Annotated in this window: 10 protein-coding genes; 7 read left to right on the top strand and 3 right to left on the bottom strand. The window is 48.0% G+C overall.

All coding sequences use genetic code 11. From position 1 onward, the window contains the following. Positions 1–79 precede the first annotated feature (79 nt). From I5M27_RS17715 to dinB, 4 genes are all read left to right on the top strand, one after another. Positions 80–2,494, top strand: coding sequence for a TonB-dependent receptor (locus I5M27_RS17715; RefSeq protein WP_200507730.1), 2,415 nt, complete (start codon positions 80–82; stop codon positions 2,492–2,494). A 40-nt stretch (positions 2,495–2,534) separates the two neighbouring features. Then, the gene (locus I5M27_RS17710; protein ID WP_200507729.1) at positions 2,535–3,464 is read left to right on the top strand and encodes a DUF4249 domain-containing protein; all 930 of its coding nucleotides are present in this window, start codon (positions 2,535–2,537) and stop codon (positions 3,462–3,464) included. A 189-nt stretch (positions 3,465–3,653) separates the two neighbouring features. Beyond that, a complete protein-coding gene (locus I5M27_RS17705) occupies positions 3,654–4,202 on the top strand; it encodes an arylesterase (RefSeq protein WP_200507728.1) in 549 nt (182 codons plus the stop codon). A gap of 65 nt (positions 4,203–4,267) precedes the next feature. Further along, entirely contained in the window at positions 4,268–5,335 is a 1,068-nt protein-coding gene (dinB, locus tag I5M27_RS17700) for a DNA polymerase IV (protein WP_262896462.1), read from the top strand. A 591-nt stretch (positions 5,336–5,926) separates the two neighbouring features. Here dinB and I5M27_RS17695 read toward each other — a convergent pair. Further along, complete coding sequence (locus I5M27_RS17695) at positions 5,927–6,145, bottom strand: hypothetical protein (RefSeq protein ID WP_200507727.1); 219 nt, start codon at positions 6,143–6,145, stop codon at positions 5,927–5,929. A gap of 136 nt (positions 6,146–6,281) precedes the next feature. Between I5M27_RS17695 and I5M27_RS17690 the strand changes: the two genes are divergently transcribed. The 3 genes from I5M27_RS17690 (at position 6,282) to I5M27_RS17680 (ending at position 8,661) form a co-directional block, all read left to right on the top strand. Beyond that, a complete protein-coding gene (locus tag I5M27_RS17690) occupies positions 6,282–6,860 on the top strand; it encodes an RNA polymerase sigma factor (protein WP_200507726.1) in 579 nt (192 codons plus the stop codon). Positions 6,861–6,899: 39 nt separating this feature from the next. Next, entirely contained in the window at positions 6,900–8,018 is a 1,119-nt protein-coding gene (locus I5M27_RS17685) for a S1 family peptidase (protein WP_200507725.1), read from the top strand. Between the two features lie 226 nt (positions 8,019–8,244). Beyond that, the gene (locus tag I5M27_RS17680; RefSeq protein WP_317193624.1) at positions 8,245–8,661 is read left to right on the top strand and encodes a BrxA/BrxB family bacilliredoxin; all 417 of its coding nucleotides are present in this window, start codon (positions 8,245–8,247) and stop codon (positions 8,659–8,661) included. Positions 8,662–9,026: 365 nt separating this feature from the next. On the opposite strand, the gene purD is transcribed toward I5M27_RS17680, so the two are convergent. Next, complete coding sequence (gene purD / locus I5M27_RS17675; RefSeq protein ID WP_200507723.1) at positions 9,027–10,361, bottom strand: phosphoribosylamine--glycine ligase; 1,335 nt, start codon at positions 10,359–10,361, stop codon at positions 9,027–9,029. A 586-nt stretch (positions 10,362–10,947) separates the two neighbouring features. Beyond that, positions 10,948–13,134 carry a DNA helicase RecQ gene (recQ, locus tag I5M27_RS17670; protein WP_200507722.1) on the bottom strand — a complete coding sequence of 729 codons (2,187 nt, stop codon included), beginning with the start codon at positions 13,132–13,134 and terminating at the stop codon, positions 10,948–10,950. Between the last annotated feature and the right edge of the window lie 5 nt (positions 13,135–13,139).

Below are 13,139 nucleotides of genomic sequence, written 5' to 3'. Positions count from 1 at the left end.
AGGTTTATTGTCTTACTTTTGCAAGGTTTTGTTATAGCGTTTCCTGAGAAGTTTCGGAATTTCTTACACTAATTTTTCTATGAATCAATTACAACTGCGCTGGCTGCTGTGCCTGTTGCTCTCTGGCCTGACGCTGGGAAACCAGGGTTTTGCTCAGTCCGGAAACCGGTTTACCTTAAACGGCTACGTGAAAGACGAATCATCGGGCGAAGCTCTGATCGGGGCCACCGTTTACGACCGGCGTTCCGGCAAAGGCACTTCTACGAACCAGTTCGGTTTTTACAGTCTCACGCTTCCGGCCGATTCTGTGGCTTTGCTTTTTTCTTACGTGGGTTATCATCCGAAGCAGCAGCATTTTCACTTAAAAGCCAATCTTACCCTGAATACAACGCTGAAACAGAGTCAGGAATTAAGTGAGGTGGAAATCACCGCTACCAAGGATCCGCGCATCGAGGAAACCACGCAAATGAGCGCCGTAGAAGTGCCCATAGAACTGGTTAAGAAAATGCCGGCCTTATTTGGGGAAGTAGATGTATTGAAAGTGATTCAGCTGATGCCAGGCGTGCAAAGTGGCGGCGAGGCCAGTACCGGGCTGTACGTGCGCGGCGGCAGCCCCGACCAGAACTTAATTTTGCTGGATGGTGTGCCGCTTTATTACGTGAGTCATCTGGGTGGTTTCTTCTCGGTTTTTAATGCCGATGCCATCAGCAACGTGACCTTGATCAAAGGCGGTTACCCGGCGCGTTACGGCGGCCGTTTGTCTTCGGTGCTCGATATAAGAATGCGCGAAGGGAATATGAAAAAGATAAAAGGCTACGGTTCCTTGGGTTTGATCTCAGCTAAACTGGCGCTGGAAGGCCCAATCATTAAAGACAAAACCTCGTTTATGGTTTCGGGCCGGCGGTCTTACATCGATCTTTTTATGCGGCCAATTTCCAAAGCAGCTACGGATGGCGCAGTTTCGTTCGGGTATCATTTCTACGATTTCAATGCGAAAATAAATCACATTCTTTCGCCCAACGACCGTTTGTACCTAAGCTTTTACGGCGGCGACGACAAGTCTATTGCTACCATGGAGGATGATTACACCAGCGACAACAACGAATTTGAAACCACGGGAAAAAGCCGTCTGATGTGGGGCAATTTGCTCACTTCGCTGCGCTGGAACCACCTTTTTAACGAAAAATTATTCAGCAACACTACCGTTAATTTTACGCGCTACCGCTTCCTGGTAGATTTTGAGCAGAAAAATTCGAGTAACCAGAACGGCGAAACCAAAAAGGAAGAAGCGTATTTCGGCTATAATTCCGGTATTACTGATTTCAGCGCCCGCACCGATTTCGATTTTTATCCGGACCCGCAGCACAGCATTAAATTCGGGGCGCAAACCATTTATCATACGTTCCGGCCGGGCGTAACCGCGATCCGCGCTAACTTTGGCAGCGACCAGAAAACCGATACCACGTTCGGCTCTTCAAACATTAAAGCCTGGGAAAGCTCCGTTTATGCGGAAGACGACTGGGAAATTAATCCGAAACTGAAAGTGAATGGCGGGTTGCATTTTTCCAATTTCCTGGTGAACAGCAAAAGCTATTTTTCGGCCCAGCCGCGTTTATCTGCCCGCTACCTCCTACCCGATCGCTACTCATTGAAAGCTTCTTACGCCACCATGCAGCAATTCGTGCATTTGCTTACCAATTCCGATGCCGGCTTGCCAACCGACCTGTGGGTGCCGGTTACCGACCGCGTGAAGCCGCAATTTTCGCAGCAGGTGGCTTTAGGACTGGCAAAATCACTGACTTTAAAAGAGGAAGAATACGAAGTAAGCGTGGAAGGCTATTACCGCACCATGCGCGGCCTGATCGAATACAAAGAAGGTTCCAATTTTTTCGGCAGCACTTCCGACTGGCAGGATAACGTGGAAACCGGCGGCAAAGGCTGGAGCTACGGCGGCGAGTTTTTGTTCCAAAAGAAAACCGGCAGGCTCAACGGCTGGATCGGCTACACGCTGGCTTGGTCTGAGAGGCAATTTCCGGGCACGAACATAAACCTGGGCAATAAATATCCTTTCCGCTACGACCGTCGCCACGATATTGGCGCTGCCCTTACTTACCAATTGAGCGAAGATGTGAGCCTTTCGGGAAGCTGGGTTTACGGCACGGGAAACGCGATTACGCTGGCTGTAGGCCGCTATCCATCCATGAACAATAATTCCACCAGTTACGGCGGCGGTTATTTTGGGCAGCAGATCGAGATCTACGACGGCCGCAACGGTTTCCGGATGCGCAGCTACCACCGCATGGACGTGGGCATCAATTTTACGAAGGAAAAAAGCTGGGGTACCCGCACCTGGAACGTTTCAGTTTTCAATGCCTATAACCGGAAGAATCCCTTCTACTATTACTACGGCTACGATCAACGCGGCAACCGCCGTCTGAAACAGGTGAGCTTGTTCCCGATCATTCCGGCTATTACTTACAATTTCACTTTCTGATAAAATCCCTGTTCAGGAAAACTAAAAAAACGGTATCAAAATGAAGCTTAAAAGTCTGTTTAATATATTGAAATTCGTGTGGTGGCTGCCGTTTTCAGGAATGGCAAGCTGCGAAATGGTGGTAGATATTGACCTGCCGCCGCACGAATCGAAACTGGTGGTAAACTGCCTGCTTACGCCCGATAGCCTGGTAACGGTGCGGGTTTACAAAACCCTCGGGCCGCTGGACCGGAAAGAATCGGTAGCAGTTTCGAACGCAAAAGTGGTGCTGCTGGAAAATAGCGTTGTGGTAGATACCTTGCCGTTCTTCAGTAATCCTTATGAAAGTTATTACCGCTCCAAACACTTTACACCGCAGGCAAATAAAAATTATACGCTTATTGTAAAAGCCCCGGGGTTTCCGGATGCGCAGGCCAGCTGTACTATTCCGGGCAAAGTTCCGATTCAGAAGGCCAGCATCCGCGATTCTGCCGGTCTGGATGATGGCGGACAGTATTTTTCGAGGCTTCTGATCACTTTTCAGGATCCCGGCCACGTGCAGAATTTCTACAATGTAAGCGGTCAGCAACTGTACAGTTATTACACCTCCGATCCCGGAGGTCCAAATCCACAGGTGGCGTATTACAAATACCCGATCTACTTTTTCAGCGACCTGAACGATGTGGAAGATGGCGGCGAAAACGGGATGCTGCTGAAAGACAACCTGTTTAACGGCCGGCAATACGAACTGTCTCTGAATTTTTATCCGCCTTACGGCAACAACGGCTCAGGCCAGAAAGACACGATGTTGCTGGCTTTCAAAACTGTATCGCCGGAATATCATGAGTATTACCGCAAGCTGCAACTGCATTTGTATAACCAGGGCGGCGATATTTTCAGCGGCGAACCGGTGGTAATGCCCAGCAATATTCAGAATGGCTACGGCATTTTTGCCGGCTACACCCAGGATACTTTAATGGTGGTGAAGTAAGGGAAGCGGTAATTAAAGGAGTTTTAATTCGAACCGAAATTTTGTTTTTTATAATCCAGAGAAGCCCTACTATTAAACTGGCAGGGCTCTTTTTTTGCCTGGGGAAATAGTAAATAATTCATTTTTAAATCCGGTGTAATTCCGGGCTGCCTTCCGTATATAAGCCGAAACAAACTTTTACTTTTTCGGATGAAAACCATACTGTTTTTTGGCAACAGTCTTTCGGCGGGTTACGGCGTGGGGCAAAGTAATGCCTTTCCGGCGCTGATCCAGCAAAAGATAAAGGCGGCGGGCAAACCTTATACCGTGGTGAACGCAGGCGTAAGCGGCGAAACCACGGCGGGCGGAAAGTATCGCATTCATAAATGGATCGGAAGGCAAATGGATATTTTTGTGCTGGAACTGGGCGCCAACGATGGCTTGCGCGGCATACCGGCGCGGGAAACGAGCCAGAACCTGCAGGAAATTATTGACGTGGTAAAAAAGCACCATCCGGAAACGAAGATCGTGCTGGCGGGTATGGAGATCCCTGATATTTTCCCGGGGCGTTATGCGGCAGAATTCCGGGTTTTATTCCGGGAACTGGCTTTAAAAAACAACCTGGCTTTTGTGCCTTTTCTGCTGGAAGGTGTAGCCGGCGTGCCGCATTTAAATTTACCCGACCATGTGCACCCCAACACCGAAGGACATAAAATAATGGCCCAACATATCTGGAAAGTGCTCGAAGATCTGCTTTGAGTTTTTGAGCGGAAAATCATACCGTTTTCAATGCGTATCTTTGAAGTAATAAAACTTTCCCCGCTTTGCGCAAGATCATTCACATCGATATGGACGCTTTTTTTGCTTCGGTGGAGCAGCGCGATTTTCCGGAATTGCGCGGCAAACCGGTGGCAGTGGGCGGCGGCGGGCCCCGCGGCGTAGTGGCAGCCGCGAGCTACGAAGCCCGGGCGTACGGCGTGCATTCGGCCATGCCGGGGAGCCTGGCTAAACGCAAATGTCCGCACCTGATCTTTGCCAAAACCCGGTTCGAAGTGTATGAAAGCGTTTCGCGGCAGATCCGGGAAATTTTTCTGAGCTATACCGACCTGGTAGAACCGCTTTCTTTGGATGAAGCGTATCTGGACGTAACCGAAAACAAATTCGGGCTGGCTTCGGCTACGCAAATTGCCAAAGAAATTAAGCAACGCATTCTGGAAGAAACCAAGCTTACGGCTTCGGCGGGCGTTTCCTACAACAAATTCCTGGCAAAAGTAGCATCGGCCTTGCAGAAACCCGACGGGCTGACGGTGGTTCGTCCGGAAAAAGCGGAAGCGCTGGTGGAAACCCTGCCCATCGAAAAATTTTACGGCATTGGCAGCGTAACGGCCGCCAGAATGCACGCGCTGGGCATTCATACCGGTTTGGATCTGAAGCAACGCAGCCTGGCTGAACTCAGCAAACATTTCGGAAAATCGGGGCTTTATTATTACGAAATTGCCCGCGCGCACGATGACCGGCAGGTAAACCCGAACCGCATCCGGAAATCGGTAGGCGCCGAACGCACCTACGCCGAAGACCTGACCACTGCCGAAGAAATGGATGAACGCCTGAAGCCTCTGGCCGATGAAATTGCCGAATACCTGTTAGAAAAAAACAACGCTGGTCGCACCGTAACTATTAAAATAAAGTATGCCGATTTTACCATGAACACGCGCAGCAAAACGTTTTTATCGGGCATTCAGTCGGCGGAACTGCTTTGGCAACTGGCGAAGGAATTGCTGCGCACGCCGTTTGTGCCGCAGTTGCCGGTAAGGTTGCTGGGCATTTCGGTTTCGAATCTGCTTTCGGAAGAGGAAGCGCGGTTTGGGCATCAATTAGCGTTTCCTTTCTGATTTTTTAGTTTTTCAGGGGAAAAAGATAGCATTTTTTTCGTCCTCACGTCGGTTTCTGTCATCCCGATGAGGGGAGGGATCTATTTACGCTGATAAGAAAGCTTGCTATTGACTTTTAAAGGCTGAAAGGATAGCGTTTTCATAGCTGACCTTTAGCTTTCAACTCATAACTTTTGACTTCTAATTAAACTTTCTCCCTCCAGCCGGGAGGCTTCGTTTCTGCGCTCGCGGCTGCAACCCTTCCTGCCCTGCCGGGCTGCCTCGTTCCTCGGCACCGGAAGTCTTGGAGGCCGCTCTCACAGAAACTGGTAGAGTTTCCCTTCGTAGCCCGCTTCTTTTTAGTTTAGCTTCTTAGATAACGTGATCTTCAGGAAACGCTGCGCTGGCGATATGCGTGAAATCTTGCCCATCCTTTAATCACAAAAATCGTGTTCAGACAAACAATCCTGGCTATCCTCAAATCCTATAAATCCTGATTCAGACAAACTTTATTGGAACTTACACCGAAACAGAAAAAATCCGGGAAGGGTAAAAAAAAAAGTCCGGCTTGTTAAGGCCGGACTTTTCGCAGAAAAAATAATATATAAGCAATTATTTCACTTCAGTAACAGTAGTATCCGTTTTGATAACTGCATCAGCTTCCTGATCGATAACTACCGCAGTATCACCAGCTTCCGGAGTGGTAGCGTCATCAACAGTAGTTTCTACGCTTTCAGTTGTGTTCTCTACCGTTTTCTCAGTTTTGCTGCATGAAGTAGTGAAAGCGGCGAAAGCGAAAGCAACTACTGCTAATTTGATTGTGTTTTTCATTTTGTTTATCGGTTTAAGTGTTTTAGTTTTAAATTTCTCACCTTCATACCAGAAAGGCTAAGAAGTAACCCGGTAAAAAATATTTTTTTTTGTGGGTTACAAAAGGTCCTAAATGGTATAAACACTTGAAACGTGCATGCAGCGAGCGGCAGAACATACTGATGAATCTTTGATTGCCGGCATCCGGCAGGACGATGACCGGGCGTTGAGTTACCTGTATAAATTGCATTACCCCATGGTTGCGCATTTTATTCTGAGTAACAGCGGTACTTCCGACGAAGCCAAAGACATTTTTCAGGAAGGTATCCTGGTTTTCTATGAGAAGATCAAAGACGGCACGCTGGAGCTAACCTGCCAGATCAAAACTTACCTGTATTCGGTTTGCCGGCGGCTCTGGCTTAAGAAACTGGCTGAAAAGAACCGGTTTTCCGGGGTGATCGATTCAGAGAATTTTATTGGCCTGGAAGATGAACCGGTTGCACCGGAAGAAACCGAACTGAAATTTTCAGTAATGGAGCAGGCCATGAACCAGCTAGGCGAACCGTGCCGCACCCTGCTCGAAGATTTTTACCTGCAGGCACGTTCTATGCAGGACATTACGGAAAAATTCGGCTACACCAACGCCGACAATGCCAAGAACCAAAAATATAAATGCCTGATGCGGCTGAAGAAATTGTTCTTTGCCGCTTATAAAACCGTCGCGCCGGCCCAATAGAGGCGCTGCCCTTAACCATTCCGGAAACGGAAAAATGCCATGACTGAAACAGAAGCTTACGCCTTAATTGAACGCTACCTTGCCGGTGATATGACCGACCAGGAGGCCTCCGATTTTGAAGCGCAACTCCTCCAGGACCCCATTTTAGCGCACCGTTCGCGGCAGTTCGAGGAACTGACCGGTACGTTACAGCAATTTGGGCGCCGCCAGCACCTGAAACAAAAAATGGCGGCCATTCATGCCGATATGGAAGCTGAAACGGCGCCCGAAATATTGCCTGCGCAGCCTGTTTTACAAAGCGACCCGAAATGGAAAATGTTCTGGAAAGCGCATGCCACTACCATGGCCGTAGCAGCTTCGGTAGCCATTCTAACCGTTTTCAGTACGCTCTTTAGTATTCAGCTCTGGAATACCATGGGCAAGCAGCAAACCATCCGGTATACTGAATTGCGCCGCGAAGTAGAAAAGATCAAGAAAAACCAGCGGGCCATAAACCGGGCCTTCAACCAAAACCAGAAAACGCCTAAAAATGAAATCAATCCGGGGGCTTTTAGCGGAACCGGGTTTGCGCTCACCGAAAACGGCTATTTTGTAACCAGCTACCACGTAATTAAAGATTCCGATTCGGTTTACATCGAAAACAAGAACGGCAACCGTTTTAAAGTAATCGAAGTTTACAAGGACCTGGACCACGACCTGGCCATCCTGAAAGTTACCGACCCTAATTTTACCACCTTTGGCAGCCTGCCTTATACCGTTGCTAACACCGATGCGGAGCTGGGTGAAAAAGTTTACACCCTTGGTTTCCCGCGCGAAGACATGGTTTTTGGCGAAGGTTCGCTGAGCTCCCAATCGGGTTTTGAAGGCGACACGGCTGCGTATCAGATCTCCATTCCGCTGAATCCGGGTAACTCCGGCGGTCCGCTCTTCGACGATAAAGGCAACCTCATTGGCGTGATCAGCGGCAAGCAGCTCGATGCGCAGGGCGCGGCTTTTGCCACCAAATCGGCTTATTTAATGAGCATTGCCCAGCAACTGAAGTCCGATTCAGCCACCCGCGTTTCTTTTAACCGCCAAAATACCTTAAGCGGCCGTGCCCGCAAACAGCAACTCAAAAAGCTGAAGGACTTTATTTACATGGTGAAAGTTTATAATTAGTGATTAGTGATTCATGGATAATGATTAATATCCTGATAATAGATTTAAAAACTGCCGGTTGAGTATTCAGCTGGCAGTTTTTATTTTAATACTTTTACTATTGCCCAATTCCCTAATAATTAACCATTAGTTCTCTGTCTTTCTGTCAGGATTCGTTATTCCGGCTTGGTTTTCGTAAATTTGCAGAAGTAATTATGTTTCAGCTAAAAATATCTGAATTATGGGAATGTATCCTGAATATATGGTAGCCCCGATCCGCGAAGATCTTACTTCGGCTGGTTTCGAGCAATTAATGACCCCGGAAGAAGTAGAAAACGTGCTTTCAGAAAAAGAAGGTACCGTTTTGGTAGCCATCAATTCGGTTTGTGGTTGTGCCGCTTCCAAAGCCCGCCCGGCCCTGAAAATGGCCATTTCTTCCGCCGATAAAAAGCCGTCGAAAATGATCACGGTGTTTGCCGGCATGGAAGCCGATGCCGTTTCTAAAGCCCGCGAATACATGCTGCCTTATCCGCCATCTTCGCCGTCTATCGCGTTGTTTAAAAACGGCGAACTGGTACACATAATCGAGCGCCATCACATAGAAGGCAACGACCTGGTACGCATTGTAGATAACCTGAAAGGCGCTTTCGAAGCAAACTGCTAATTTATTGGTAGCTGGTATCGGGTAGTTAGTACCTGGTAGTTAGTATCTGGACTTTTGAAGGCAAAAACGGTAGCGTTTCGGGCCTGGAAAGCAAAAAAAAGCCCGGACTGAGCAGTCCGGGCTTTTTTGTGTTTGAAATTGTAAATAAAAAAGTAGCGCAGGATTTAAACCCCGCGCTACTTTTTTTGCTTTGAAATGGTATGTTTCTATTAGGTCATGCCGAGCGAAGCAGAGGGAAGTAACGCGTACTGAGCCCGCATGAAACCCAACTTAGGAAAGAAATTTATCGCTACGCTTAAACTCCATCGTAGTACGCGTTAGTTTCTCCGACAGGCTCAGAGTGACCGTTAGAAACGTTATGCTTTTTAGCCTAAAATCTGGTCATGTTCCGGGGCAGCGGCAGTGCCTTTTTTATCTGCCAGTGCTTTCAGATCGAAGCCAATGTCTCGGCGGAAGTAACGGTTTTGCCAGGTAATAGCCGATGCGGCAGTGTTGGCTTTTTCCAGCGCTTGGTGCAGGTTTTCGCCTAAGGCAGTAACTGCTATTACGCGGCCGCCGTTCGTTACTACTTTATGATCGTGGTTCAGCTTGGTGCCGGCATGAAAAACGTGCACATCTTTTGCCTGATCCAAACCGGAAATTTCTTTTTCTTTCGCGTAATTTTCGGGGTAACCGCCGGCTACCAGCATTACCGTGGCGGCCGTTCTTGGATCAATTTCCAGTTTGAACTGACCTAAAGTATGATCGTGCAGCGCTTGGAACATTTCGAAAAGATCGGATTTAATGCGCGGCAAAATAGATTCGGTTTCCGGATCGCCGAGGCGCACGTTGTATTCGATCACGTAAGGTTCGCCTTTCACGCTCATTAAACCAATGAACAGGAAACCGCTGTACGGAATATTTTCGCTTTGCAAACCTTTTAAGGTCGGCTCAATGATGCGGGTTTTTACTTTCTGCATAAAAACGTCGTCGGCAAAACTTACCGGCGAAATGGAACCCATCCCGCCTGTATTCAAACCGGTATCGCCTTCGCCAATGCGTTTGTAATCTTTGGCTTCCGGCAGCAAGAGATAATCTTTGCCATCGGTAAGAATGAACGCCGAAACTTCAATGCCGTCCAGGTATTCTTCCACCACCACTTTCGCGCTCGCTTTGCCAAAACGGGCGTTTTGCAGCATGTCTTTGAAATGGAAGCTGGCCTCTTCGAAGTCCTGGGCAATAATTACGCCTTTGCCGGCCGCTAAACCATCAGCTTTTAAAACTGTTGGGTAGTTTTGGGTTTGCAGGTAAGCCAGGCCATCGTCAAAGTTGTCGGTAGTAAAGGTCTGCGATTTGGCGGTTGGGATGCCGTATTGCTGCATGAATTTCTTCGAAAAATCTTTGCTGCCTTCCAGCTGCGCGCCGGCTTTGCAAGGACCAACCACCAGAATTTCTTTCAGGTATTCGGTAGCCAGGAAATAATCGTGAATGCCGTCTACCAGCGCTGCCTCCTGCCCTACCACCACCATCATGATATCAAAATCGGTGGCGAATTTGGCTATTTCCTCAAAATCGGTAATGGAAACATCTACGTTGGTGGCAAATTGCGCGGTGCCGGCATTGCCGGGCGCTACGAATATTTTTTCGCAATATTGACTTTGGCTGAGTTTCCAGGCTATGGCGTGTTCGCGGGCGCCCGATCCGATGATGAGTACTTTCATGTTTTAAGCTGCTTTAAAAAAAGTGACCGAAGTTGTTTAGCTACATTTTCAATCGGCTGCAAGTTATTAAATGTGGGCGACCTCACCTAAATCCTGCCTTAAAAACAACGCGGCCTCACTTTTATTTCAACAGTTTTTATGCCCAAAAGGATAGCGTTTTGCTTAATAAGTTAAGGGTTTCGCAAGTTTTAAATTGAAGGAATGCTGAGTCATGTCCCTGCCATGTCGCAAGTTTAGGCGCAGCCGTAACTTGTGACGCTATTCTGATAGCCAGTTTACACCTGGCGGAAGCATTGCGTTTTTTTATTGAGCAGTTTTTCTTTGCCAAAGCCTACTGTTTTTATAGCAGGCTTTCTTTTTACCTTGCAGGTAAGGTCAGTTGCAAACTGACCAGAAAGATGCCCACCAGTTGCGGCTGGGCATAAACTTGGGGGATGAAGCATGAAGTTTCAACTCAGAAAAACGGTAGGTATTTGCTCTCAAAAACTATTTCAGTAAAAAAAACGCTATACTTTTAGCCCCAAAAAGTCGAAAAAAAGGCCGGCATTGCTGCCGGCCTTTTTGTTTATTTTCAAAAACGAAAAGCTTAGTTGGCGTATTCACTCAGGAATTTCACGCGCATTAACCGCACATCTTCTTCGTTGTATTCATCCGGCCCCAGCGCTTTCATGGCTTCGGCCATATTATCGGTACTGGCATGCAGGAAATAATCGGTTATCTCGTCCTGGCGGTCGTCGTCCAGAATGTTATCGATGTAATAGTTCAGGTTCAGCTTGGTGCCCGAATAACAAATGTGCTCGATTTCTTCTATCAGCTCATTCATGGTAATGCCCTTGGAAGCGGCAATTTCCTCCAGATTCATTTTCTTATCGATCTGCTGAATGATGTAGATCTTAATCTTCGATTTGTTTACCGCCGATTTCACCACCACATCCGTGGCCGTTTCGATGTCGTTATCCTCTACATATTTGGTGATCAGATCGAGAAAAGGTTTGCCGAATTTCTGCACTTTACCCATGCCCACGCCGGCAATATGCGCCAGGTCTTCTTTGGTGGTCGGGTAGGTGGTAGCCATTTCTTTCAGGCTCGGATCCTGGAATAAAACGTAGGGCGGCAGGTTTTTCTCTTTCGCCATTTTTTTCCGCAGGTCTTTCAGCATGCTGAAAAGCGCCTCGTCGTGCCCGGAAGCGGTCTGGTTTTCCTGCCGTTCTTCTTCCTTGGCTACTTCCTCATCGAAATTATGGTCTATGCAAAGCTGAATGCTGTGCGGGCTCTGAATAAAATCGAGGCCCTTCTGGGTAATCTTCAGCACCCCGAAATTCTCGATATCCTTGTCCAGGTAACCGGAAAGCAGCACCTGCCGCACCACCGAATTCCAGTATTGGATATCATGGTCTTTTCCCTTTCCGAATACTTCCAGCTGATCGTGGCCGTAGCTCGAAACATACTGATTATTCAAACCAACCAGCACGGCCGAAATATGATCGAAGCCGAAACGCTGCTCGGTCAGAACCACCGTTTTCAGGGCCATTACCACTTCGTTCTGGGCTTCAAATTTTTCTTTCGGGTTCACGCAGTTATCGCAGAAACCGCAGTCTTTTTCATAGGCTTCGCCGAAATAATGCAGCAATTGCTTGCGGCGGCAAACCGCCGAATCAGCGTAGGAAGCCATTTCCTGGAGCAATAATTTGGAGTTATCGCGCTCAGTTACCGGCTTATCTTTGCTGAATTTCTCGAGCTTGATAATATCGTCGTAGCTGTAGAACATCAGGCAGTTACCTTCCAGCCCATCGCGGCCACCACGGCCAGTTTCCTGGTAATACCCTTCAATGGATTTTGGGGTATCATAGTGAATTACAAAACGCACGTCCGGCTTGTCAATCCCCATCCCGAAAGCAATGGTGGCCACAATTACGTCGGCGTCTTCGTTCAGGAACGCATCCTGGTTGGCCATGCGCACGTGCGAATCCAGACCGGCGTGGTAAGGCAGGGCTTTTACGTCGTTCACCTTCAGCAATTCAGCAATTTCTTCTACCTTTTTGCGGCTCAGACAATACACAATGCCGCTTTTGCCTTTGTGCTTTTTAACGTATTTTATAAGTTGCTTCTTGGTTTTGTGCTTCGGACGTACTTCGTAAAACAAGTTGGTGCGGTTAAACGAAGATTTGAAAACCGAAGCCTCGTCCATCTGGAGGTTTTTCTGGATGTCGAGCTGTACTTTGGGCGTAGCGGTGGCCGTAAGCGCGATAATGGGCAGATCGCCGATCTGGTCGATGATGCCCCGGATGCGGCGGTATTCCGGGCGGAAGTCGTGGCCCCACTCCGAAATGCAGTGCGCTTCATCAATGGCCACGAACGATATTTTAGCTTTGCGCAGGAATTCCAGCGTTTCTTCTTTCGTCAGCGATTCCGGGGCTACGTACAGCAGTTTCACTTCGCCACTGATCGTTTCTTTTTTTACCCGGTTGGTTTCGGCTTTGGAAAGCGTGGAATTGAGGAACTGGGCATTCACGCCAAAGGCATTCAGCTGATCTACCTGGTTTTTCATCAGGGCAATGAGCGGCGAAATTACAATGGCCGTGCCTTCCAGAATCAAAGCCGGCAGCTGGTAGCAAAGCGACTTCCCGGCCCCCGTTGGCATGATCACAAACGTATTCTTCCCCTCAATGATATTGTTTATGATCGCTTCCTGGTTTCCCCGGAATTGACTATACCCAAAAACTTCCTTTAATTTGCTTTTCAGTTTAACGTCTTCTTTCGCTATTATTTCCATCTGGA

This window comes from Adhaeribacter terrigena, assembly GCF_016623615.1.
Lineage (GTDB): Bacteria > Bacteroidota > Bacteroidia > Cytophagales > Hymenobacteraceae > Adhaeribacter_A > Adhaeribacter_A terrigena.
This window is presented reverse-complemented; position numbering and strand designations above follow the sequence as displayed.

What these genes read in the sequence shown, in the direction of transcription:
- recQ (WP_200507722.1), bottom strand. Translation starts at nt 13,134, where the DNA reads ATGGAAATAATAGCGAAAGAAGACGTTAAACTGAAAAGCAAATTAAAG.
- purD (WP_200507723.1), bottom strand. Translation starts at nt 10,361, where the DNA reads ATGAAAGTACTCATCATCGGATCGGGCGCCCGCGAACACGCCATAGCC.
- I5M27_RS17680 (WP_317193624.1), top strand. Translation starts at nt 8,245, where the DNA reads ATGTATCCTGAATATATGGTAGCCCCGATCCGCGAAGATCTTACTTCG.
- I5M27_RS17715 (WP_200507730.1), top strand. Translation starts at nt 80, where the DNA reads ATGAATCAATTACAACTGCGCTGGCTGCTGTGCCTGTTGCTCTCTGGC.
- I5M27_RS17690 (WP_200507726.1), top strand. Translation starts at nt 6,282, where the DNA reads ATGCAGCGAGCGGCAGAACATACTGATGAATCTTTGATTGCCGGCATC.
- I5M27_RS17705 (WP_200507728.1), top strand. Translation starts at nt 3,654, where the DNA reads ATGAAAACCATACTGTTTTTTGGCAACAGTCTTTCGGCGGGTTACGGC.
- I5M27_RS17710 (WP_200507729.1), top strand. Translation starts at nt 2,535, where the DNA reads ATGAAGCTTAAAAGTCTGTTTAATATATTGAAATTCGTGTGGTGGCTG.
- I5M27_RS17685 (WP_200507725.1), top strand. Translation starts at nt 6,900, where the DNA reads ATGACTGAAACAGAAGCTTACGCCTTAATTGAACGCTACCTTGCCGGT.
- I5M27_RS17695 (WP_200507727.1), bottom strand. Translation starts at nt 6,145, where the DNA reads ATGAAAAACACAATCAAATTAGCAGTAGTTGCTTTCGCTTTCGCCGCT.